We start from the raw sequence: 21,705 nt of genomic DNA, 5'->3' as shown, positions 1-21,705 counted from the left end.
CGTATGCGTATCGTGAAGCAGTTTACGCGGAAGAAAAATGCCTTCTTCCGCGAAATTAAGTTTAATTTAATTAACTATCGTTACAGAAATAAAAGCGCACGCCAGCCCTTTAATACCGCGAAGATTCAGCATGTTTTATTATTGCGCCTGGATGACAAAGTTGGGGATATGGTCGTAACGACCGGCTGCGCAAAGCTTTTAGCTGACCGGGGCTTTAAGGTTTCGGTGCTTACCGGGCCGGTCTGTCAGCAGATGCTTGCCGGTGCGGATTTTCTTGAGCAGGTTTATTTATATCAGCCGCGGATGGCGTTAAACGCACTGCGTACGGCAGGATTTGACGCGGTCGTTGATTTTGATGACGTGAAAACCTACGAGCGTTTTAAACTGCTGGCTGATTTACGCCTTGGCTGCGTTATCGGTTTTAATAAACAAGAATATAAGCTTTACGATCACTCCATCCCTTTTCTGGACAGCAGCAGCCATATTTCCGCGCGCTATAAAGCCGTCGCCAGGCTATTTGGCATAGAACACCCTCATTACCACTATCATCTGCCCGGCGATGCTTTTGAGCGGGAAAGAGTCAAAACACTGCTGGCTCAGCACAAGGGGAGTCAGCTCTGTATTGCCATAAACCCGTTTACCGCCTCAACGGATAAAGACTTTTGCCGTCATCAGGTTTCTGCTCTGATTGAACGCTTATATACGCTCCCTTATAAAATCAGCGTCGTGATGGTCGGGCATAGCGAGAAAATTCGTCAGCTTAATCTGGAAACGGCGCTGCATCTGCCAGATAGCAATATTAATTCAGCGGTTGAGATTGTTCGCCACTGCGATCTGGTGATTACGGCGGATACCGCCATCGTGCATATTGCTCGCGCGTTCGACAAGCCCATGGTGGCGGTTTACAACAAACGTAAACTCAAAGATACCGGTTTGCCGGGCTATACCATTTGGGCGCCGGGTTATGACAAGGCCAGACAAATTGTCTGCGAAGAGACTAACGTCGCCGACATGACCATTGACGCGGTCTGGCCGGCGATCAAAGCGCAGGTGGATGCCCTGATCGCCGCTCGCCAGCAGGCATAAAAAAGGGCCCGCTGCGGGCCCTTCTCTTAGCGTTTCGCCTTCAGGCTGCCGCTCAGCGCGATGCCCAGCGGCAGCCAAAACAGCGGCCAGCTTTCGCGAGGGTTGCTGATGATAAACATGCCCTGCGAGGCCATAAAAATCAGCGCATAGATAAAAATCGCCAGCCCGTAGCGGCCATCCTGCTGTTTACGCCATGCCTGCCATAACCCTCCGGCAATGACCGCCAGCAGCAGCGCCAGGCCGATTATGCCGCCTTTCAACAGTGCACCAAGATAGACGCTGTGGGTGGTAGTGATATGCTCGCCGCTGTAGTTGGTAAAGTTCAGCTCGTAGTCAAAGCCACGACCCAGCCACGGCTGGCTGGCCACTTCCTGTACCGTATGGTGCCAGATACTCAAGCGCAATCCGCTTTGGGTGCCCAGCTCTTCAAAGCGCGCCAGCAGCAGGTCTCCCGTTGGCGTAAAGAAGAAAAGCGCGCCCAGAACCAACGCTAACGCGGCGACAATCAGAAGGTTGCGGCGGGTAAAGACGTGCAGGTGCAGGGTGCAAACAAACGCCACCAGCAGCGCGATAATCGGGCCGCGGCTTTGGGTCAGAAACAGCATCACCAGCATGATGGCCATCGGCACATACAGCAGGTGGCTGCCTTTCTCCTTCAGCAGCATCGCGCAAATAAGGATGCCGATACCGCAATAGCCCGCGAGGTCGATCACGTTGGTCGGGCCGGGATTCTCCGGCGAAACCAGGCGTTCCTTGAGGACCAGCGTGAAGTCGATCGCCATCGTCCAGACGGAGAGCACCGTGATCCCGGCCACGACGCTCAGCAGCGCCAGATGTCGGGTTCGGGGATGGCCAAGTAGCGTTGTCAGCAGCAGAAGATAGAAAATTAAATAGGTGCCGTGGGTCAGAGGGGAATCGATATGCTGCGGCGTCTGCCCCCAAATATTGCTCAGCGCATAGTACACGCAGAATACGACCAGCAGGCTATAAACCGGCCACCGCTGGCGGATGCTTTCCGCTATTGCCTGACGGTTGTCTTTGTTAAGCAGTGAAAGCAAAAAGAGCAAAATAGATAAATGAAGGAGGTTATTTGTCCGGGTTGATACGCAGAAAATAGCACTAAAAAACAGAAACAAAGTGAAGAAAACGGTGTAGCCCTGTCTGGCGTAATTACTTATTTTTAAAGTACTCATCAAAAGAAACCTTTTCGAAAATCGTTTCCGGAACCGCGCTTTCTAAAGAGAAGTTGACGACCCGAATATGGTTTTGTTGCAGCACGTTGGCAGCGTGCGAAAAGGACGGCATGACCAGGTCATCCACCTTATTTGCCAGCCAGGAGGGGAGTTTATCCTGTTCCGTTTCGTAGAATCGCGGCTGGTTGAAATTACTCATATCCAGCCCGCTTATCAGAATGGTTTTAAATCCCAGCCACATCAGAATTTGCAGTGCCCAGTAGACCACGGTTCCGGCATCGAAAATGCCGTGACGAATGTCGGTGCTAAAGCAAATATCCTGCCTTTGCGGATGAAAGCGTAGCGCGGGGACGCCGCGCCAGGCCTGCTGTATCGCGTTTTTTGCGACTTTAGGCTGATAAATTTTATAACAGGCGTCTTCAATTAATGCCAAACGACAGCGAAGCTCTGCGCCGTGGCGGTCGAGGATTTTGGCGATACCGTGCATGGTGGTGAAGAGCACAATGTCAGCCTGGCTAATCACCGAACGGATCACGTCCGGTTTTTTATCGTAAAACTCCATATCCACGATGGTATAGAGCGAAAATTTAATTTTATCAGAGAGATGCCAGGCGCCGTTCACCCCCATCACCGGAATACTTTTCGGCAGCAGCGTAAAATCGATGCGGCGCGTAGAGGGGCCTGTGGCGGTCAGCAGCACCTCGCCCTGAGCGCTATCCTTCAGTTCGCTGAGATTGACCAGCGGAACCGCTTTCCCTTTGTATTTCAGGGTGCGGATTTCGCCGCTCGCCGCGCGCGTGATATGGGTAAACGGCCAGAGATTTTCGTTATGGCGAAAGGCGCGTCGATGCGTGTAGCGATAGATCTGCTTAAATAATGAACCCATTAAGCCAGTTCCTGAGATTTCAACAGTTGCCGAACCCGGGACGCGGGAATATCTCCCGTGCTGCTGCCGCTTTCCGGGCGCACCACGTGCTGATTTTTACCGTAGCCGCCAATCAGCCCCGGATCGGTCGGGCCGTACAGCGTGAAGTTCGGTTTATCGAGCGCGGCGGTGAGGTGGCTCAGCCCCGTGTCGACGGAAACGACCCCGCGCGCGCCGGCCAGCACCTGGGCTACCTGCTCCAGGCTCATGCGCGGCAGGACGTCGACAAAATCGTGCCCTTCCGCCAGGCGTCCGGCCCGCGCCTCTTCATGGGGGGCGCCCCACGGCAGTTTGATACGTACGCCGCTGTCGGCAAGCAGGGCGATAAGCGCCCGCCAGTTCTCTTCCGGCCAGTGTTTATCATCGCGCGTTGTGGCGTGGAGGAACACCAGATACGGCGCAGCGGACGGGTCAGCCTGACGCAAAAAATGGCGGGCGATTGCGTAGTCGCCCTGGGTTTCCGGCTTCGCGTAGCCGAGGCTTTTCGCGAACAGCTCGCGGGTGCGCTCAACGGCGTGCTGCTGTTTAGCGATATGGTGACGGCGGTTGTAAAACAGGCTCGCCAGCGGTTCGCGGGCGGTCTGCCAGTCCATACCGTGCTTCTCGCCGCGGGCCAGTCGGGTGACCAGCGCGGCGCTCTTCACCAGCCCCTGGGCATCGATGATAGCGTCGTACTTTTCCGCGCGCACGGCCTCGCGGAACGCCTTGCGTTCGGCTTTGATCGGCGCGGAAAACCACGCCTTGCGCCAGCGGCGAATCGCCACCGGGATGACCCGGTCGACGCTCTCATGCCAGGAAGGGATCTGCGCGAAGCCTTCTTCAACCACCCAGTCGAAACGAATGCCGGGAAAGGCCAGCGCGGCGTCGCTCAGCGCGGGCAGCGTGTGCAGCACGTCGCCCATGGACGAGGTTTTTACGATCAGTACCCGCATCCGTCAGGCTTCCTCTTGTTCCGTTTTTTCCAGCAGCAGGTCGTTTAATTCTTCCAGTACGCGCTGCGGCGTAATGTCGATCAAACTCTGATGATAGCCTTCGGCGGCGTCGCCTTTACGCACTTTGTGGTAGCCGCTGATCAGGCGGATCACGCGCGCTTTGTGCGACAGCGGTGGAGTGAAGTCCGGGCTGCTGGGCCCGTAGAGCGCCACCAGCGGACGGTCCAGCGCTGCGGCGACGTGCATCAGGCCGGAATCGTTGCTGACCACCGCTTTACAGGCGGCGATCAGAATAACGGCCTGCTCAAGCTGGGTTTCGCCGGCCAGATTGCGGCACCATGCCTGCTGTTCGGTCGTGAGCGCGGCGAGGATTTCATTGCCCGCTTCGTGGTCTTTCGCGGAGCCAAACAGTACGATCTGAAAGCCTTCGTCGATCAGCTGTTTCGCCAGCTCGGCGTAGTGATAGTGCGGCCAGCGTTTTGCCGGGCCGAACTCTGCGCCGGGGCAGAAGCCGATAATCGGGCGCTCGGCTGAGAGATTAAACGCGCTGCAGGCCTGTGATTTTTCGCCTTCATGCACCTGCAGCTGCGGCCAGAGCAGCGGCTGCGGCAGATCTTTCGCGCAGCGCATCACGCCTTTGTCGTAGGCCAGACCGACGTAGCGTTCGACCATCAGCGGCCAGGCGTCTTTATCCAGCTTACGGGCGTCGTTCAGCAGGCCGTAGCGCATTTCGCCGAGCCAGCCTGTGCGATGCGGTATTCCCGCAAAGAACGGCACGAGGGCCGATTTAAACGAGTTGGGCAGCACGAAAGCGCGATCGTAGCGACGTTCGCGCAGGCTGTGCCCAAGCTTACGCCGTTCACCGATTTCCAGCGCGCCGTGGCCGAGCGGCATCGGGATCGCTTCGTTGACTTCCGGCATGCGCGATAGCAGCGGACGGCACCATGCGGGCGCCATCACGTCGATTATCGCCTGGGGATAGCGCGCCCTGAGCGTACGGTAAAGACTTTGCGACATCATCATGTCGCCCACCCATGACGGGCCAACCACCAATATTTTCATTCATTCCATCCTTCAAGCTGTCTCTGCGTTGGCTGCCTGCGTTCTCTCCGGTCACTGACTTTAGTCAGCTCCCGGAGAATCACTGAGTTGCCGCCTTGATACCGCTCGAATGATTTTATGAATTCGCATGATTGTCGCGATTGAGCCAGGCCATATATTCCGTTACGCCTTCGGCAACGGTCTTAAACGGTTTATCGTAGCCCGCTGCGCGCAGGTTAGTCAGATCCGCCTGGGTAAACGCCTGATAGCGGCCTTTGAGTTTATCCGGGAACGGAATGTACTCGATGCTGCCTTTCTGGTGATAAGCCAGCGTTGCGTCTGCAACGGCCTGGAAAGACTCCGCGCGCCCGGTGCCGAGGTTGAAGATGCCGGAAACGCCGTTTTCCCAGAACCACAGGTTCACCGCCGCGACGTCGCCGACGTAGACGAAGTCGCGCTTGAAGCCGTCGCTGCCTTCGAACAATTTCGGACTTTCGCCATTATTCAGCTGGGTGTTCAGATGGAAAGCGACGCTGGCCATGCTGCCTTTATGGCCTTCGCGCGGCCCGTAGACGTTGAAATAGCGGAAGCCGACAATCTGCGAGTTCGCTTCCGGCAGGATCTGACGGACGTATTCATCAAACAGAAACTTGGAGTAGCCGTAAACGTTGAGCGGCTGCTCGTATTCGCGGGATTCAATAAAGTCGCTGGTGCGGCCGCCGTAGGTCGCTGCGGAAGAGGCGTACAGGAACGGGATTTCACGCTCCAGACAGTAGTGCAGTACCTCTTTGGAATACTGATAGTTGTTATCCATCATGTACTTGCCGTCCCACTCCGTGGTGGAAGAGCAGGCGCCTTCATGGAAAATAGCGTCGATATCGCCGAACTCTTCGCCCGCCATAATCTGGATCAGAAAGTCTTCTTTATCCATGTAGTCGGCAATGTTCAAATCCACCAGATTGATGAATTTGGTCCCGTCTTTCAGATTATCTACGACCAGAATGTCGGTAATACCCTGGTCATTCAGCGCCTTAACGATATTGCTGCCGATAAAGCCTGCGCCGCCGGTAACGATGATCATAACTGTAACCTTTGAAGTTGGTAGTCCAGAGACAATCCGGACATGAATACTCCTATCATATCACTACATCGGAAAGGCTTCAGCCATTCGCCGATAAGGTAGAGAGGGACTCGTGATTTATGCTGCAAATAATTCATGCAGTAATGCATCATCTCGTATCAGCGTATATCTTTAGGTAATATACCCGTCATACTTCAAGTTACAGGTACGTTGGTTTTCCTCGCTCACCCCAGTCACTTACCAGAGTAAGCTCCTGGGGATTCGCTGCGTCACCGCCTTCCTGAAACTCGAATTATTTAGGGTAATATGTGCCAAATTTTGCCGAATCTGGAGAGTTGCAATGCGTGGGGATTTCTACAAACAGTTAACCAATGACCTGGATACCGCGCGTGCGGAAGGGTTGTTTAAAGAAGAACGGATCATCACTTCGGCGCAGCAGGCGGATATCACCGTCGGCGGCAGCCAGGTCATTAACTTCTGCGCCAATAACTATCTCGGCCTCGCGAACCACCCGGAACTGATTGCCGCCGCGAAAAGCGGGATGGACAGCCACGGCTTCGGCATGGCCTCCGTGCGCTTTATCTGCGGTACCCAGGACAGCCACAAAGCGCTTGAGAAGAAGCTGGCCGATTTTCTCGGTATGGAAGATGCGATTCTGTACTCCTCCTGCTTCGACGCCAACGGCGGCCTGTTTGAAACCCTGCTCGGCGCAGAGGACGCGATTATCTCCGATGCTCTGAACCACGCGTCGATCATCGACGGCGTGCGCCTGTGTAAAGCGAAGCGCTTCCGCTATGCCAACAACGATATGCAGGAGCTGGAAGCCCGTCTGAAAGAGGCGCGTGAAGCCGGCGCGCGCCATGTACTGATCGCCACCGACGGCGTGTTCTCCATGGACGGGGTGATCGCCAACCTGAAGGGCGTCTGCGATCTGGCGGATAAGTACGACGCGCTGGTGATGGTCGATGATTCGCACGCCGTGGGTTTTGTGGGTGAAAACGGCCGCGGCTCCCATGAGTACTGCGACGTGATGGGCCGCGTCGACATTATCACCGGTACGCTGGGTAAAGCGCTGGGCGGCGCGTCCGGCGGCTATACCGCCGCGCGTAAAGAAGTCGTCGAGTGGCTGCGCCAGCGCTCGCGTCCGTATCTGTTCTCCAACTCGCTGGCGCCGGCGATTGTCGCCGCCTCCATCAAAGTGCTGGAGATGGTGGAAGCGGGCAGCGAGCTGCGCGACCGCCTGTGGGCTAACGCGCGCCTGTTCCGTGAAAAAATGACCGCGGCAGGGTTTACCCTTGCGGGCGCCGATCACGCCATTATCCCGGTGATGCTCGGTGAAGCCACCGTGGCGCAGCAGTTCGCGCGCGAGCTGCAAAAAGAAGGTATTTACGTCACCGGATTCTTCTACCCGGTGGTACCAAAAGGCCAGGCGCGTATCCGTACCCAGATGTCTGCGGCGCATACCCCTGAACAAATTGAACGTGCGGTGGAAGCCTTTACCCGCATCGGTAAACAACTGGGCGTCATTGCCTGAGGGTGTGAGATGAAAGCGTTATCCAAACTGAAGGCGGAAGAAGGCATCTGGATGACCGACGTACCGGAACCGGAAGTCGGCCACAACGATCTGCTGATTAAAATTCGCAAGACCGCGATTTGCGGTACCGACGTGCATATCTACAACTGGGACGAGTGGTCGCAAAAGACCATTCCGGTTCCGATGGTGGTGGGGCATGAATACGTCGGCGAAGTGGTGGGTATCGGTCAGGAAGTTCGCGGCTTTAAGCTGGGTGACCGCGTTTCCGGCGAAGGGCATATCACCTGCGGCCACTGCCGTAACTGCCGCGCCGGGCGTACGCATCTGTGCCGCAATACGACGGGCGTCGGCGTCAACCGTCCGGGCTGTTTTGCCGAATATCTGGTGATCCCGGCGTTTAACGCCTTTAAAATCCCCGACAATATCTCTGACGATCTGGCGTCGATTTTCGATCCGTTTGGCAACGCCGTGCATACCGCGCTTTCATTCGACCTCGTCGGTGAAGATGTGCTGGTTTCCGGCGCCGGCCCGATCGGCGTGATGGCCGCCGCGGTGGCGAAACACGTTGGCGCGCGCAACGTCGTGATTACCGATGTTAACGAATATCGCCTGGAGCTGGCGCGCAAAATGGGCGTCACCCGGGCGGTGAACGTGGCGAAAGAGAACCTTAACGATGTGATGGCCGAGCTGGGCATGACCGAGGGTTTCGACGTGGGTCTGGAGATGTCCGGCGCGCCGCCGGCGTTTCGCACCATGCTCGATACCATGAACCACGGCGGGCGTATTGCCATGCTGGGTATTCCGCCGTCGGATATGTCTATCGACTGGACCAAGGTGATTTTCAAGGGGCTGTTTATCAAAGGGATTTATGGTCGCGAAATGTTCGAAACCTGGTACAAGATGGCCGCGCTCATCCAGTCCGGGCTCGATCTGTCGCCGATCATCACCCACCGCTTTGGCATTGATGATTTCCAGCAGGGCTTTGACGCGATGCGCTCCGGCCAGTCTGGCAAAGTCATTCTCAGCTGGGATTAATTCCGCCCCGGTCTGCCGTTTAAAAAAGCGCCCACGGGCGCTTTTTTTGAGAGTTATCCTACAATTTTGTGATACTTAATCCACTCCGCACTTTTTCTAAATCGCTTTCTCGCCTATTCGTTTATACAGTCAGTTTAACCATGGTTTAACCCTATAAAGATTATGCTTAAACTTTCTGTATGCTTATTGACCTGTAATTCATCCCGCTTATTACGGGAGGTATTACCGCCGCTGCTCAGGGTGGCTGATGAATTTATCGTCATCGATTCAGGCAGTACGGATGCTACGCTGCAGATTTGCCAACAGTTCGGTCTCTCCGTTCACCATCATCCTTATACCGCTCACGGTACGCAGATGAATTATGCGACCTCTCTGGCCCGCCACGACTGGGTGCTGTGTGTGGACAGCGATGAGATCCTTGACGACGAGGTGGTGGCGGCAATTCTGGCGCTCAAGGCCGGCGATGAGCCGGACCCCGTCTGCGCATGGCGTCTGCCGCGCTACTGGTTCGTGCTGGGTGAAGAGGTGCGCACCATTTATCCGGTATCATCGCCGGATTTCCCGGTTCGCTTGTTTAACCGCTCCGTCGCCAGGTTCAACGATCGGCCGGTAGACGATCAGGTGGTTGGCTTTACGCACTCTGCCCGGCTACCGGGATTCGTGCGCCACGATACCTTCTACTCCCTGCATGAAGTGTTTAGTAAGCTCAATAGCTACACCACGCGGCTGGTTAAACACCAGAAAATCAGGCCGTCTCTTGCGCGCGGAGCGATCAGCGCGGTTGGCGCTTTCTTTAAGTGGTACCTGTTCAGCGGAGCGTGGCGAAAGGGCAAGGTTGGCGTGGTCACCGGGCTTTACGCGACCTTTTACAGCTTTCTTAAATACTTTAAAGCCTGGTATGCCCATCAGGACAAGCCGGAATCCGCGGCGGATAAGCACACGGACTCCCGGATGATTTAGTTGGTAGGCTTATCCCAGCCCTGCCACTTCAGCTGGTAATACTGCACCAGCGTGCTCTGAGTGATGCTTTCGCTCAGAATGGTAAAGAAGCGGCTGGCGTTGACCGGCTCCGGCGGACGCTTAGATTTGCACTGTTTCACGCCGCGGAACGGATTGCGCGACGGCTGAACGGACGGCGGCGCGGTGTTCGGCGTTGAGGTATCCACCTGCGGCTCGTTGAGCAGGCTGCTCGGGCGAACCAGAGTGATATCCGGCGGCAGGTTATACACCATCTGCTGCAGCACGCGCACCGTCGTCGGGTGCGGGTGGCCGATAGCAATGGCGGAACCGTTGCGCCGCGCCAAAGCGATAGCGCGGTTGAACTGATAGCGGATATCCGCTTCGTTTTGGGTATCGTCGAGGAAAACCTTACGCTTAATCACCTTTACGCCGGTGCCCTGCGCCGCGCGCATGGCCTGGGTATTGCCGATGGTGACGCTATCGAGGAAGTAGAGATTGTAGCGCTCGAGCGCCTGCATCACCTTCTGCATGCCGAAGAGATTCGACGTCATGGCGCTGCCCATATGGTTATTCAGCCCCACGGCGTACGGAACCTTACCGTAGGCTTCACGGATAATGCGCTCTATCTCGCTGCTGTTCATATCCGGGCGGAGGGTGTCTTTTTCCAGCGGCTGTTTGCTGAGCGGCGCCATTGGCAGGTGGATGAGCACCTCGTGGCCGAGATTATGCGCTTTGGTCGCCATTTCTCGGGCGTGGGGCGCATTAGGAAGGACGGCAACGGAGATCGTCGCTGGCAGCGCCAGCACCTGGTTTTCCGTTTGTGGACGATAGCCAAAGTCGTCGATAACAATGGAGAGTTTGCCGGCAAATACCGGGGACGCCATAACCAGCGTACCGGTTACCGCGAGTGCAATTCTGCGAAATTGAAGCAAAACTTATCTTCCCAACCACGGCTGTGGATTGACCGCCTGACCCTGGCGGCGAATTTCGAAATAGAGCGACGGACGGCCCTGACCGCCGCTGCTGCCTACGAGAGCGATCGGCTGGCCCGCCCGGACCTGAGTGCCGACGCTGACCAGCGCGCTTTGGTTATAGCCGTAAAGACTCATGTCGCCTTTGCCGTGTTCAACGACCACCACCAGGCCATAGCCCTGCAGCCAGTCGGCGAGAATAACCCGACCATCGGCAACGGCTTTGACCTCGGTGCCTTCAGACGCAGCGATAACCATCCCCTTCCAACGTAGTTCACCTTGCAGCTGTTCGCCATAGCGATGGAGAATTGAGCCGCGAACCGGCCAGAATGCCTGGCCGCGCGGTGAGCCAAGTCCGCCGGTGCGGGACATCAGCGAGCGTTCGCTTTCGGTAGGTTTGTAGGTGGTGCCTTTACGCGAGGCTTCCTGCTGGCGATCGCGCACATCCTGCGCTTCGCGGGCTTCGCGATCCGCCCGCGCTTTGGCCGCCGCCGCCGCCTGGGCGATACGGCCGCGCAGGCGTGATTCGTTAGCCCGCATCTCGCTGAGCTGCTGCTGGCCTTGCTGAATGGAGGATTCCAGGCTGGCGAGGGTCTTTTTACGCTCGTTGCGTGCCTGCTCCAGCTTGCTCTGCTGGGCGCGCTGTTCGTACACCAGGGTTTGCTGCTGGCTCTGTTTCTCTTCCAGCATCGATTTTTGCACCGCCACGTCTTCGCGGGTTTTCTTCAGCTGGGCGATGGTTTCCTGGCGCGCCTGGTTCAGATAGCCAAAGTAGGCCTGCAGGCGCTGATTACGCTGCCCCTCTTCGCCGCTGAGGATCATCTGGATGCCGGTATGCGGCCCCTGACGAAACGCGGCGTCGAGCTGCGCGGAAAGGTTACGCTCCTGCGAGGCGCGCTGACGCTCCAGCTTGGCCAGCGCGGCGTTCATTTCGTCGATCTGCTTATTCAGCTGGTTCAGCGTTTCCTGGGTTTCGCGCAGCTTGCGCGCGGCGGCGGAGATGGCCTCCTCCTGCGCTTTTAGCTGGGCGACCAGGGAAGCGCGCTGCTGCTGCTGCTGCTTAATCGCCCGTTGTTTAGCGGCGATATCGGCCTGAATGGATTTAAGCTGGTCGCGATCGTCGGCGTGAGCAGATGCGGCGCACAGCAATACGCCAGCGCTAAGCGCGCTGGCGTAAAAGACGGATCGAACTGCCGTTGCGATCCATGTAGTTGAATACGTCGCCTTTCCCCTCATGGGGAAGGATTATTCCACGATGAACAGCGGCTTGCCAGTCATCTCTTGCGGGATTTCCATTCCCATCAGCGTCAGCATGGTCGGCGCGATGTCGGAAAGTTTGCCGCCGTTGACCGCTTTGACGTTTTTATCGCCAACGTAAATCAGCGGAACCGGCAGGTTGGTGTGCGCGGTGTGCGCCTGGCCGGTGGCCGGATCGCGCATCTGCTCGGCGTTGCCGTGGTCTGCGGTGATCAGCAGCTGTCCGCCAACGGATTCAACGGCTTTGCTCACCTGGTCGATGCAGTCATCCAGCGCTTCGACCGCTTTAACGGCGGCTTCCATTACGCCGGTGTGGCCAACCATATCGCCATTTGGGTAGTTACAGATGATGGTGTCGAACTGACCGCCCTTGATGGCGGCAACCAGTTTTTCGGTCAGCTCAGCGGAGCTCATTTCCGGCTGCAGATCGTAGGTGGCGACCTTCGGTGAATTGATCAGAATGCGCTCTTCGCCTTTGAACGGCTCTTCAACGCCGCCGTTGAAGAAGAAGGTCACGTGAGCGTATTTTTCAGTTTCGGAGATGCGCAGCTGGGTTTTGTCGTTCTTCGCCATCCATTCGCCGAAGGTGTTCACCAGAGATGCCGGCGGATAAGCGCAGGCGACTTTGAGGTCCGCGGCGTACTCGGTCAGCATGACGAAATCGAGGTTCACCACTTTCTTACGGGCGAAGCCGTCGAAATCGGCGTTAACGAAGGCGCGGGTAATTTCGCGCGCGCGGTCGGCGCGGAAGTTCATGAAAATCAGCGCATCGCCGTCTTCCATCGCCGCATCGGCCTGGCCTTCAGCGCGAATAACGGTCGCTTTCACGAACTCATCGTTTTCATCGCGCGCATAAGCGGCCTGCAGGCCCGCAACGGCGGTATCGGCCTGGAACTCGCCTTTTGCCAGGGTCATCAGATCGTAAGCCTGCTCAACGCGGTCCCAACGGTTGTCGCGGTCCATGGCGTAGTAGCGGCCAACGATCGAGGCAACGCGGCCTTTGCCCAGCGCGGCAAATTTGTCTTCGAATTTCGCCAGCGTCTTTTCAGCGCTGCGCGGCGGAGTATCGCGGCCGTCGAGGAAGGCGTGCAGATAGATTTTATCCGCGCCGCGTTCGGCTGCCAGCTCAACCATCGCCATGATGTGGTCTTCGTGGCTGTGGACGCCGCCCGGAGACATCAGGCCCATGATATGCACGGCTTTGCCTGCGGCAACGGCTTTATCGACCGCGCCGGTCAGTACCGGGTTGGCGAAGAAGGTACGTTCTTTGATTTCAACGTCCAGGCGGGTGAGATCCTGATACACGATACGGCCCGCGCCGAGGTTGACGTGGCCCACTTCGGAGTTGCCCATTTGACGATCCGGCAGACCGACTTCCAGGCCTGAAGCATCAATCAGGGTATGCGGACGTTTCGCCCACAGTGCGTCCATAACAGGGGTTTTGGCGCTGTAAATAGCGTTATCCTGCTGGTCTTCACGGTAGCCATAGCCATCCAGAATGACCAGTACCATAGGTTTTTTAGAAACCGACATTGCGACAACCTCATGCTCAAAGACAGAAAATTTGCGTAATTTTACTACAGCTGAATCGATCAAATCACCGTAAAAGATCAAAGAAAGAGGGCGGCCAGAGCGCATTGCCGCGGCGAGAGCGGTTTTTTTTCGTGACGGGCCGCAGAAAATACATTACATCGCGCTCACTGGCTGTATTTGCCGCAATGCACAGGTATACTCCTTCCCTGGTTTTTTTATCACTTAGTCGGGAGTTGTAACCCCCCATGCAAGAAATTATGCAATTCATCAGCCGTCACCCCGTCCTGAGCATCGCGTGGGTCGCGCTGCTGGTGGCGGTGCTGTTCACCACCTTTAAAGGGCTGATGTCGAAAGTTAAAGTCATCACCCGCGGTGAAGCGACGCGCCTGATCAACAAAGAAGATGCCGTGGTTGTCGATCTGCGTCAGCGTGACGATTTCCGTAAAGGCCACATTGCGGGTTCTATTAACCTGCTGCCGAGCGATATCAAAGCAAATAACGTCGGCGAGTTGGAAAAGCACAAAGCACAACCCATTATAGTGGTAGACGGCTCAGGTATGCAGGCGCAAGAACCCGCCAGCGCGCTGAACAAAGCCGGTTTTGAAAAGGTCTTCGTACTGAAAGAAGGCATCGCTGGCTGGAGCGGCGAGAACCTTCCGCTGGTACGCGGTAAATAATTTACCCGCGTCTTTATGGCGTAGCGCGGTTTTCCCTGCGGCGGCTATTCGTCAGCGGGAAAACAACGCCTGCGGCGTAAAACTCTCGGGGGTAAAAACAGGAGTGAAGTCATGGCCAATATTGATATCTATACCAAAGCGACCTGCCCGTTCTGCGTACGTGCAAAAGCGCTGCTGAACAGCAAGGGCGTGACGTTCAACGAGTTGCCTATCGATGGCGATGCTGCGAAGCGTGAAGAGATGATTCAGCGCAGCGGTCGAACGACGGTTCCGCAGATTTTTATTGATGCGCAGCACATTGGCGGCTGTGACGACTTGTACGCGCTTGATTCACGTGGTGGACTCGATCCCCTCCTGCGCTAATTTTTGCGCTCATCCCCATTGGACGGGCGTACTTAAGGACAACACGAAAGGGTTTTACTATGTCAGAACAAAACAGCACCGAAATGACTTTCCAGATTCAGCGCATCTACACCAAAGATATTTCTTTTGAAGCGCCGAACGCGCCGCAAGTTTTCCAGAAAGATTGGCAGCCGGAAGTTAAACTTGATCTGGATACCGCTTCCAGCCAGCTGGCTGAAGGCGTGTATGAAGTGGTGCTGCGCGTGACCGTAACCGCCTCTCTGGGCGAAGAAACCGCATTCCTGTGCGAAGTACAGCAGGGCGGTATTTTCTCCATCGAAGGCATCGACGGCACCCAGATGGCGCACTGCCTCGGCGCATACTGCCCGAACATTCTGTTCCCGTACGCGCGTGAGTGCATCACCAGCCTGGTTTCTCGCGGCACCTTCCCGCAACTGAACCTTGCGCCAGTGAACTTCGATGCGCTGTTTATGAACTATCTGCAGCAGCAGGCTGGCGAAGGTGCTGAACAACATCAGGATGCCTGATGAACGCGCTTAACGCTGCAATGACTGTGATCGGTGCCGGCTCTTACGGCACCGCTCTTGCCATCACCCTGGCAAGAAATGGCCACCACGTTGTGCTGTGGGGCCATGACCCGAAACATATTGCGACGCTGCAGCACGACCGCTGCAACGCCGCATTTCTTCCTGACGTTCCTTTCCCTGACACGCTGCATCTGGAAAGCGATCTGGCGACCGCGCTGGCGGCCAGCCGCGATATCCTCGTCGTCGTGCCGAGCCACGTTTTCGGCCAGGTGCTGCGGCAGATTAAACCGCTGATGCGCCCCGACGCTCGCCTGGTGTGGGCGACGAAAGGTCTGGAAGCGGAAACCGGGCGCCTGCTGCAGGACGTGGCCCGTGAAGCGCTGGGCGACGCTATCCCCCTGGCGGTGATTTCCGGCCCGACCTTCGCGAAAGAGCTGGCGGCAGGCCTGCCGACGGCGATCTCGCTGGCGTCGACGGATCCGCAGTTCGCTGACGATTTGCAAAGCCTGCTGCACTGCGGCAAGAGCTTCCGCGTCTATATCAACCCGGACTTTATCGGCGTGCAGCTCGGCGGGGCGGTGAAAAACGTCATCGCTATCGGCGCCGGCATGTCTGACGGCATCGGCTTTGGCGCCAACGCGCGTACCGCGCTGATTACCCGCGGGCTGGTTGAGATGTCGCGCCTCGGGGAGGCCCTGGGCGCCGATCCGGAGACCTTTATGGGGATGGCGGGCTTAGGCGATCTGGTGCTCACCTGCACCGATAACCAGTCGCGTAACCGCCGCTTCGGCATGATGCTCGGTCAGGGCATGGATGTGCAAAGCGCGCAGGAGAAGATTGGCCAGGTGGTTGAAGGCTATCGCAATACCAAAGAGGTTCGCGTTCTGGCGCAGCGTTTAGGCGTCGAAATGCCAATAACCGAGGAAATTTATCAGGTATTGTATTGCGGAAAAATTGCGCGCGAGGCAGCATTGACCTTATTAGGTCGTGCACGCAAGGACGAGCGTAGCAACTAACTGCGATGGAACCTGGATCACCTGAATGACCCGGCCAGCAAAGAACTGGCCGGTCATTATTATATCGTCTGGAGTCAGCAATGCCGTGTGAAGAACTGTATATCGTCTGGAATAATATTAAAGCCGAAGCTCGGGCTTTAGCTGACTGTGAGCCAATGCTCGCCAGTTTTTACCACGCCACGCTACTCAAGCACGAAAATCTCGGCAGCGCCCTGAGCTATATGCTGGCGAATAAACTGGCTTCTCCGATCATGCCCGCCATCGCGATTCGTGAAGTGGTGGAAGAGGCCTACGCCGCCGACCCGGAAATGATTGCCTCCGCCGCCTGCGATATTCAGGCGGTGCGAACGCGCGACCCGGCGGTGGATAAATACTCCACCCCGCTGCTCTATCTGAAAGGATTCCACGCGCTGCAGGCCTATCGTATCGGCCACTGGCTGTGGAATCAGGGGCGTCGGGCGCTGGCGATCTTCCTGCAAAATCAGGTTTCCGTATCGTTCCAGGTGGATATCCACCCGGCGGCGAAGATTGGCCGCGGGATCATGCTGGACCACGCCACCGGCATCGTCGTCGGCGAAACGGCGGTGATTGAAGACGACGTATCGATTCTGCAATCCGTGACCCTGGGCGGTACCGGTAAAACCAGCGGCGATCGTCATCCGAAAATTCGCGAAGGGGTGATGATTGGCGCCGGGGCGAAAATCCTCGGCAATATCGAAGTCGGGCGCGGGGCAAAAATCGGCGCGGGTTCGGTGGTGCTACAGCCGGTGCCGCCGCATACTACCGCCGCAGGCGTTCCCGCCCGCATCGTGGGCAAGCCGGAGAGCGATAAGCCCGCGATGGATATGGATCAGCACTTTAACGGCATACACCATACCTTCGAGTACGGCGACGGTATTTGATTGATTTCCCGGAGGCGATGCTGCGCATCTGTCCGGGCTACAAAACCGAGCGCTGTCTGGTAGCCCGGACAGGCGCTACGCGCCGCCTCCGGGAGAAAGCGAGCTCAGCTGCGCAGCACCGCGCCGGGATAGCCCAGCTGGCGCCAGGCTTCATAGACCACCACCGACACCGCATTTGACAGGTTCATGCTGCGGCTGTCCGGCATCATCGGAATACGGATTTTTTGTTCTGCCGGCAGAGCATCAAGAATGCTGCCCGGCAGTCCGCGGGTTTCCGGGCCAAACAGCAGAAAATCGCCGTCCTGATAGCTTACCGCGCTGTGCGCCGGCGTGCCTTTGGTCGTCAGGGCGAACAGGCGCTGCGGCTTTGCGCTTTCAATAAAGGCGGCGTAATCACCATGGCGCTGGACGGCGGCAAACTCGTGGTAATCCAGACCTGCGCGGCGAAGACGCTTATCGTCCCAGGCAAAACCCATGGGTTCGATAATATGCAGATTGAAGCCGGTGTTGGCGCACAGGCGGATGATATTCCCGGTATTTGGCGGGATTTCTGGTTCGAATAAGACGATGTTAAGCATGCTGCCCCCTTAATTGCGGGGGGCAGGATAGCAGATATTTGGTTAACCCTCATCCCGCCCCTCTCCCGAAAAGGGGGCGGGAGAAAACCGGCGCCGGCCTGTGAGCCGGATGGCCTGATGAGGACGTTAACCCGCCTGCCGGACGGTTCCCTCTCCCTGTGGGAGAGGGTCAGGGATAACCGCCGCGTTTCCCGCTTTGATCGCATCAAAGGTCCGCAGCGCATCGGCGTTCTGGACTAAAGATTCACGGCTGATTTCGCCGATGGTTTTCGCGCCGGTCAGCGTCATCGCCACCTTCATCTCTTTCTCTATCAGGTTCAGCAGATTGGCGACGCCCTGTTTGCCGTGGGTGGCCAGCGCATACAGATAAGCGCGGCCCAGCAGCACGCTATCGGCGCCGAGGGCAATCATCCGCACCACATCAAGGCCGTTGCGAATACCGCTGTCGGCAAGAATTGTAATATCGCCTTTAACCGCGTCGGCAATCGCGGGCAGAGCGCGAGCGGAAGAGAGCACGCCGTCGAGCTGGCGGCCGCCGTGGTTGGAAACCACGATCCCGTCAGCGCCGAAGCGCACCGCATCGCGGGCGTCTTCCGGATCGAGGATCCCCTTGATCACCATCGGGCCGTCCCAAAAGTCGCGGATCCACTCAAGGTCTTTCCAGGAAATCGAAGGATCGAAGTTATTCGCCAGCCAGCCGATATAATCCTCCAGACCGGTCGGCTTGCCGAGGTAGGCGGAGATGTTGCCCAAATCGTGCGGACGGCCGTTTAACCCGACGTCCCATGCCCACTGCGGATGGGTCACCGCCTGCCAGTAGCGGCGCATTGCCGCGTTCGGGCCGCTCATCCCGGAGTGAGCATCGCGATAGCGCGCGCCGGGGGTCGGCATATCGACGGTAAAGACCAGCGTTGAACAGCCCGCCGCCTTCGCCCGCTCCAGCGCATTGCGCATAAAACCGCGGTCGCGCAGGACGTACAGCTGGAACCACATCGGGCGCTTAATGGTCGGGGCGACCTCTTCAATCGGGCAGACGGAAACGGTAGAGAGGGTAAACGGAATACCTTTTTCATCCGCCGCGCCGGCGGCCTGCACTTCACCGCGGCGGGCGTACATCCCACACAGCCCAACCGGCGCCAGCGCCGTTGGCATCGCCAGCTTCTCGTTGAATAAGGTGGTTTCCAGGCTCAGGTCCGACATATTGCGCAGAATGCGCTGGCGGAGCGCGACGTCGGACAGGTCCTCAACGTTGCGGCGCAGGGTGTGCTCGGCGTAAGCGCCGCCGTCGATATAGTGGAACAGGAACGGTGGCAGGATACGCTGTGCGGCGGCGCGGTAGTCGCTGGCGGCGGAAATAATCATCACAAGTTCTCCCTGGAATTTTCGTTATGGTCACCGGGCAGGCGGGTAATTCGCGCCTGGCGGGCCTGGTCTTCATCAAAGCGTTTGATGGTGGCGTGAACAAAGCCCAAATGGGCCATCATCGCCTGTCTGGCACCTTCCGGGTCACCGGCGATAATCGCCTCCATGACCGCCTGGTGCTGTTCGGTCAGGCGAGCGAAGACCGGCGGGACGAGATACATCCGCTGGCGGCTCTCCTTGACTGAGGACTGTAAAAGGTCAAAAAAACCGCGCATGGTTTGCAGCAGCACCACGTTGTGCGACGCTTCGGCGATCGCCAGATGGAAGCGGACATCGGCCTGCGAGGCCAGGTCAGGGTCTTCGCTTTGGGTGGCTTCAAAGCAGAGGCGGATTTTCTCTTTTTCGGCATCGGTTGCCCGCATCGCCGCATGCCAGGCGGTACTGGCTTCGATGGCGTGACGGGCTTCGAGGATGTCAAAGCTGTAATCGGGGTCGTCGGAGAGCAGCGTCTTCAGCGGTTGAACGATGTTTTGCTCCGACCACGCTTCGTGCTGCCAGCGCACAAAGGTGCCGCCGCCGCGACGGCTGAGCAGCACCCCTTCGTTGACCAGCATCGCCAGCGCTTCGCGCAGCGAATTGCGCGATACGCCCAGCTGCGCCGCCAGCTGACGTTCGGCGGGCAATCGCATGCCCGCCTCCAGCTTTTGTTCTTCAATCAGCGCCCGCACGCGACGGGCGACGTCGTCGGCAAGGCGTTTTGGCATCACTATCACGGGATCATCCAGGTTAAGACATACGCCTGCAGCGTGGTGATAACGCCGACCATACAGGTGAAAATCAGGCTGTGTTTGACGGTAAAACGGAACAGATCGGACTCCTTACCTACCAGACCGACCGCCGCACAGGCGATGGCGATAGACTGCGGAGAGATCATTTTCCCGGTCACGCCGCCGGTGGTGTTCGCTGCGACCAGCAGGATATCGGAGACGCCAATCTGCTGGGCCGCCGTAGCCTGCAGCGCGGCAAAGAGCGCGTTAGACGAGGTATCCGAACCGGTCAGAAATACCCCCAGCCAGCCGAGGAACGGCGAGAAGAAGGTAAATGCATGACCGGTGTGCGCCAGCGCAAGCGCCAGCGTTGAGGATAGACCGGAATAGTTGGAAATAAAGGCGAACGCCAGCACCATGCCGATGGAGTAAATCGGCAGCGCCAGCTCTTTCAGCGTGCTGCCAAAGGTCGAGATCGCGTCTTTTGGCTTCATGCGCAGCCAGACGATGGAAAGCAGCGCGGCGAACAGGATGGCGGTGCCGGTGGCGGAGAGCCAGTCAAACTTATAGACCGCGGCGTACGGCGTGGCTTCGTTGACCACCGGCGGCATGCGGGCCACCATTTTGTCGAGGAACGGCACGGAAATATTAATCACAAAATCGTACAGTGCGCCGCCGGGGGCGAAGAGCGCTTTGAACGGCGGCACGCTCCACAGGGTCACCGTCGCGGTCAGAAACAGGAACGGCGACCAGGCGCGAATCACCTGTCCCGGCGTGTAATGCGTGCGGGCCAGGTTCATATCGACCTGCGATGCGCCCATATCGCCGAAGCGGAAGATGCGTACCGGCTGCCAGCGTTTGAGGAACAGCGTCAGACAGACCAGCGATACCAGCGAAGAGATAATGTCCGGCAGCTCCGGGCCGAGGAAGTTAGAGCTGAGGTACTGAGCGATAGCAAAGGAGCCGCCGGCGACCATGACCGCAGGCCAGGTCTCTTTAATACCGCGCCAGCCGTCCATAATCGCCATGATCCAGAACAGGACGATGATGGTCAGGAACGGCAGCTGACGGCCAACCATCTGGCCGATTTCGAAGCTGTCGAGGCCCGTCACCTGTCCGGCGACCAGAATCGGAATGCCCATCGCGCCAAACGCGACCGGCGCGGTGTTAACGATCAGACACAGGCCCGCCGCATACAGCGGGTTAAAGCCGAGCCCCACCAGCAGCGCTGCGGTGATGGCGACCGGCGCGCCAAAACCGGCGGCCCCTTCGAGGAACGCGCCGAAGGAGAAACCGACAATCAGCATTTGCAGACGCTGATCCGGGGTGATCGACAAAATCGATGAGCGGATAATGTCGAACTGCCCGGTTTTCACCGAGATTTTATAGACGAAGACCGCAGCGATAATAATCCATGCGATTGGCCACAGGCCGTAGAAGAAGCCGTAGATGACGGAGGCCAGCGCGTGGTCAACCGGCATTTTGTAGAACAGCAGAGCGACGGAGAGCGCAATGAGCACGGTCCAGGTCGCGGCAACGTACCCTTTCAGCTTGAGCTTTATCAGGGCAAAAAAGAAAAACAGAATCGGTAGCGATGCGATAAGACTCGATAGCCAGATGTTGCCGGCCGGATCGTAATTTTGTTGCCAGAGGTTCATGCAGGTCTCCATCGGGCCGTTATGATGTCGTGCTGAGTCTTGCGCTCTTAGCAGGTCACATCATTTGTAAAATTGGCCCAGCCAAATTGCGATTGTAGGATTAACGACAACGAATGGTTAATCAAATGTTATTGATGAGCAATATGTCTGTGACGAAAAATGATGGATATGTGAACCATTGGACGATTTAAGAAAACATTGGTAGGGCCAATTAGTGGGGAATGACGTTTGAAACAGAGCCTGTCCCGGAGGCGATGCTGCGCATCTGTCCGGGCTACCCTCTCGCAGAGGGCTGTGAACCCGTAGC

General features: G+C 57.4%; 21 protein-coding genes. 9 read left to right on the top strand and 12 right to left on the bottom strand.

Annotation, left to right across the window (positions count from 1 at the left end; all coding sequences use genetic code 11):
* Nucleotides 1-3 precede the first annotated feature (3 nt).
* Entirely contained in the window at nucleotides 4-1,086 is a 1,083-nt protein-coding gene (locus tag CDA56_RS00415) for a glycosyltransferase family 9 protein (protein WP_103814457.1), read from the top strand.
* Between the two features lie 26 nt (nucleotides 1,087-1,112).
* Here the strand turns inward: CDA56_RS00415 and CDA56_RS00410 are convergent, their stop codons facing one another.
* The 5 genes from CDA56_RS00410 to rfaD all read right to left on the bottom strand — a co-directional run bounded on the left by CDA56_RS00410 (nucleotide 1,113) and on the right by rfaD (nucleotide 6,258).
* On the bottom strand, nucleotides 1,113-2,279 hold the full coding sequence (locus tag CDA56_RS00410; RefSeq protein WP_014227242.1) for an O-antigen ligase family protein: 1,167 nt from the start codon (nucleotides 2,277-2,279) through the stop codon (nucleotides 1,113-1,115).
* Nucleotides 2,257-3,165 carry a sugar glycosyltransferase gene (locus CDA56_RS00405; RefSeq protein WP_014839787.1) on the bottom strand — a complete coding sequence of 303 codons (909 nt, stop codon included), beginning with the start codon at nucleotides 3,163-3,165 and terminating at the stop codon, nucleotides 2,257-2,259. The genes CDA56_RS00410 and CDA56_RS00405 overlap by 23 nt, the downstream gene beginning before the upstream one ends.
* Entirely contained in the window at nucleotides 3,165-4,136 is a 972-nt protein-coding gene (gene rfaC / locus CDA56_RS00400; RefSeq protein ID WP_103814461.1) for a lipopolysaccharide heptosyltransferase RfaC, read from the bottom strand. Before rfaC ends, CDA56_RS00405 begins: the two co-directional genes overlap by 1 nt.
* Before the next feature lie 3 nt (nucleotides 4,137-4,139).
* Nucleotides 4,140-5,198, bottom strand: a complete 1,059-nt coding sequence (rfaF, locus tag CDA56_RS00395; protein ID WP_014227240.1) for an ADP-heptose--LPS heptosyltransferase RfaF — start codon at nucleotides 5,196-5,198, stop codon at nucleotides 4,140-4,142.
* 115 nt (nucleotides 5,199-5,313) lie between these two features.
* A complete protein-coding gene (gene rfaD, locus CDA56_RS00385; RefSeq protein ID WP_014227239.1) occupies nucleotides 5,314-6,258 on the bottom strand; it encodes an ADP-glyceromanno-heptose 6-epimerase in 945 nt (314 codons plus the stop codon).
* 340 nt (nucleotides 6,259-6,598) lie between these two features.
* Between rfaD and kbl the strand changes: the two genes are divergently transcribed.
* The 3 genes from kbl (at nucleotide 6,599) to CDA56_RS00370 (ending at nucleotide 9,787) form a co-directional block, all read left to right on the top strand.
* Nucleotides 6,599-7,792, top strand: coding sequence for a glycine C-acetyltransferase (gene kbl / locus CDA56_RS00380; protein ID WP_014227238.1), 1,194 nt, complete (start codon nucleotides 6,599-6,601; stop codon nucleotides 7,790-7,792).
* Nucleotides 7,793-7,801: 9 nt separating this feature from the next.
* Complete coding sequence (gene tdh / locus CDA56_RS00375) at nucleotides 7,802-8,827, top strand: L-threonine 3-dehydrogenase (RefSeq protein WP_004855475.1); 1,026 nt, start codon at nucleotides 7,802-7,804, stop codon at nucleotides 8,825-8,827.
* A 162-nt stretch (nucleotides 8,828-8,989) separates the two neighbouring features.
* Nucleotides 8,990-9,787: a glycosyltransferase family 2 protein gene (locus CDA56_RS00370; RefSeq protein WP_103814465.1), complete on the top strand. Its 798-nt coding sequence runs from the start codon at nucleotides 8,990-8,992 to the stop codon at nucleotides 9,785-9,787.
* Here the strand turns inward: CDA56_RS00370 and CDA56_RS00365 are convergent.
* The 3 genes from CDA56_RS00365 to gpmM are packed head-to-tail and all read right to left on the bottom strand — an operon-like array spanning nucleotide 9,784 to nucleotide 13,548.
* Nucleotides 9,784-10,719 (bottom strand): divergent polysaccharide deacetylase family protein, encoded by a 936-nt coding sequence (locus CDA56_RS00365; RefSeq protein WP_048262728.1) that lies wholly within the window; start codon nucleotides 10,717-10,719, stop codon nucleotides 9,784-9,786. The genes CDA56_RS00370 and CDA56_RS00365 overlap by 4 nt on opposite strands.
* 3 nt (nucleotides 10,720-10,722) lie before the next feature.
* Complete coding sequence (gene envC / locus CDA56_RS00360; RefSeq protein WP_025107808.1) at nucleotides 10,723-11,994, bottom strand: murein hydrolase activator EnvC; 1,272 nt, start codon at nucleotides 11,992-11,994, stop codon at nucleotides 10,723-10,725.
* Between the two features lie 9 nt (nucleotides 11,995-12,003).
* Nucleotides 12,004-13,548: a 2,3-bisphosphoglycerate-independent phosphoglycerate mutase gene (gpmM, locus tag CDA56_RS00355; RefSeq protein WP_103814467.1), complete on the bottom strand. Its 1,545-nt coding sequence runs from the start codon at nucleotides 13,546-13,548 to the stop codon at nucleotides 12,004-12,006.
* Nucleotides 13,549-13,793: 245 nt separating this feature from the next.
* Here gpmM and CDA56_RS00350 point away from each other — a divergent pair, with 245 nt between their 5' ends.
* The 5 genes from CDA56_RS00350 to cysE all read left to right on the top strand — a co-directional run bounded on the left by CDA56_RS00350 (nucleotide 13,794) and on the right by cysE (nucleotide 17,033).
* Nucleotides 13,794-14,225: a rhodanese-like domain-containing protein gene (locus tag CDA56_RS00350; RefSeq protein ID WP_004126582.1), complete on the top strand. Its 432-nt coding sequence runs from the start codon at nucleotides 13,794-13,796 to the stop codon at nucleotides 14,223-14,225.
* Nucleotides 14,226-14,336: 111 nt separating this feature from the next.
* Nucleotides 14,337-14,588 (top strand): glutaredoxin 3, encoded by a 252-nt coding sequence (grxC, locus tag CDA56_RS00345; protein WP_004106850.1) that lies wholly within the window; start codon nucleotides 14,337-14,339, stop codon nucleotides 14,586-14,588.
* A gap of 59 nt (nucleotides 14,589-14,647) precedes the next feature.
* Nucleotides 14,648-15,115, top strand: a complete 468-nt coding sequence (secB, locus tag CDA56_RS00340) for a protein-export chaperone SecB (protein WP_004106849.1) — start codon at nucleotides 14,648-14,650, stop codon at nucleotides 15,113-15,115.
* Nucleotides 15,115-16,131 carry an NAD(P)H-dependent glycerol-3-phosphate dehydrogenase gene (gene gpsA, locus CDA56_RS00335; protein WP_004855462.1) on the top strand — a complete coding sequence of 339 codons (1,017 nt, stop codon included), beginning with the start codon at nucleotides 15,115-15,117 and terminating at the stop codon, nucleotides 16,129-16,131. The genes secB and gpsA overlap by 1 nt, the downstream gene beginning before the upstream one ends.
* Before the next feature lie 80 nt (nucleotides 16,132-16,211).
* Complete coding sequence (gene cysE, locus CDA56_RS00330; RefSeq protein WP_103814469.1) at nucleotides 16,212-17,033, top strand: serine O-acetyltransferase; 822 nt, start codon at nucleotides 16,212-16,214, stop codon at nucleotides 17,031-17,033.
* 104 nt (nucleotides 17,034-17,137) lie between these two features.
* Here cysE and trmL read toward each other — a convergent pair whose 3' ends face one another.
* The 4 genes from trmL to lldP all read right to left on the bottom strand — a co-directional run bounded on the left by trmL (nucleotide 17,138) and on the right by lldP (nucleotide 21,398).
* Nucleotides 17,138-17,611: a tRNA (uridine(34)/cytosine(34)/5-carboxymethylaminomethyluridine(34)-2'-O)-methyltransferase TrmL gene (gene trmL / locus CDA56_RS00325; RefSeq protein ID WP_014227233.1), complete on the bottom strand. Its 474-nt coding sequence runs from the start codon at nucleotides 17,609-17,611 to the stop codon at nucleotides 17,138-17,140.
* A 126-nt stretch (nucleotides 17,612-17,737) separates the two neighbouring features.
* On the bottom strand, nucleotides 17,738-18,973 hold the full coding sequence (gene lldD, locus CDA56_RS00320; protein ID WP_025106767.1) for an FMN-dependent L-lactate dehydrogenase LldD: 1,236 nt from the start codon (nucleotides 18,971-18,973) through the stop codon (nucleotides 17,738-17,740).
* The gene (gene lldR, locus CDA56_RS00315; RefSeq protein ID WP_014227231.1) at nucleotides 18,973-19,746 is read right to left on the bottom strand and encodes a transcriptional regulator LldR; all 774 of its coding nucleotides are present in this window, start codon (nucleotides 19,744-19,746) and stop codon (nucleotides 18,973-18,975) included. The genes lldD and lldR overlap by 1 nt, the downstream gene beginning before the upstream one ends.
* On the bottom strand, nucleotides 19,743-21,398 hold the full coding sequence (gene lldP, locus CDA56_RS00310; protein WP_004855455.1) for an L-lactate permease: 1,656 nt from the start codon (nucleotides 21,396-21,398) through the stop codon (nucleotides 19,743-19,745). Before lldP ends, lldR begins: the two co-directional genes overlap by 4 nt.
* Nucleotides 21,399-21,705 lie beyond the last annotated feature (307 nt).

It is taken from the genome of Klebsiella michiganensis, assembly GCF_002925905.1.
GTDB classification, from domain to species: domain Bacteria; phylum Pseudomonadota; class Gammaproteobacteria; order Enterobacterales; family Enterobacteriaceae; genus Klebsiella; species Klebsiella michiganensis.
Note: the sequence above shows the minus strand (reverse complement) of the source record. Positions and strands in the feature narration are given on the sequence as shown.

Bases quoted from the DNA above. Each gene is read 5' to 3' on its own strand.
- CDA56_RS00415 (WP_103814457.1), top strand. From the start codon at position 4: ATGCGTATCGTGAAGCAGTTTACGCGGAAGAAAAATGCCTTCTTCCGC.
- CDA56_RS00410 (WP_014227242.1), bottom strand. From the start codon at position 2,279: ATGAGTACTTTAAAAATAAGTAATTACGCCAGACAGGGCTACACCGTT.
- CDA56_RS00405 (WP_014839787.1), bottom strand. From the start codon at position 3,165: ATGGGTTCATTATTTAAGCAGATCTATCGCTACACGCATCGACGCGCC.
- rfaC (WP_103814461.1), bottom strand. From the start codon at position 4,136: ATGCGGGTACTGATCGTAAAAACCTCGTCCATGGGCGACGTGCTGCAC.
- rfaF (WP_014227240.1), bottom strand. From the start codon at position 5,198: ATGAAAATATTGGTGGTTGGCCCGTCATGGGTGGGCGACATGATGATG.
- rfaD (WP_014227239.1), bottom strand. From the start codon at position 6,258: ATGATCATCGTTACCGGCGGCGCAGGCTTTATCGGCAGCAATATCGTT.
- kbl (WP_014227238.1), top strand. From the start codon at position 6,599: ATGCGTGGGGATTTCTACAAACAGTTAACCAATGACCTGGATACCGCG.
- tdh (WP_004855475.1), top strand. From the start codon at position 7,802: ATGAAAGCGTTATCCAAACTGAAGGCGGAAGAAGGCATCTGGATGACC.
- CDA56_RS00370 (WP_103814465.1), top strand. From the start codon at position 8,990: ATGCTTAAACTTTCTGTATGCTTATTGACCTGTAATTCATCCCGCTTA.
- envC (WP_025107808.1), bottom strand. From the start codon at position 11,994: ATGAGGGGAAAGGCGACGTATTCAACTACATGGATCGCAACGGCAGTT.
- gpmM (WP_103814467.1), bottom strand. From the start codon at position 13,548: ATGTCGGTTTCTAAAAAACCTATGGTACTGGTCATTCTGGATGGCTAT.
- CDA56_RS00350 (WP_004126582.1), top strand. From the start codon at position 13,794: ATGCAAGAAATTATGCAATTCATCAGCCGTCACCCCGTCCTGAGCATC.
- grxC (WP_004106850.1), top strand. From the start codon at position 14,337: ATGGCCAATATTGATATCTATACCAAAGCGACCTGCCCGTTCTGCGTA.
- secB (WP_004106849.1), top strand. From the start codon at position 14,648: ATGTCAGAACAAAACAGCACCGAAATGACTTTCCAGATTCAGCGCATC.
- gpsA (WP_004855462.1), top strand. From the start codon at position 15,115: ATGAACGCGCTTAACGCTGCAATGACTGTGATCGGTGCCGGCTCTTAC.
- cysE (WP_103814469.1), top strand. From the start codon at position 16,212: ATGCCGTGTGAAGAACTGTATATCGTCTGGAATAATATTAAAGCCGAA.
- trmL (WP_014227233.1), bottom strand. From the start codon at position 17,611: ATGCTTAACATCGTCTTATTCGAACCAGAAATCCCGCCAAATACCGGG.
- lldD (WP_025106767.1), bottom strand. From the start codon at position 18,973: ATGATTATTTCCGCCGCCAGCGACTACCGCGCCGCCGCACAGCGTATC.
- lldP (WP_004855455.1), bottom strand. From the start codon at position 21,398: ATGAACCTCTGGCAACAAAATTACGATCCGGCCGGCAACATCTGGCTA.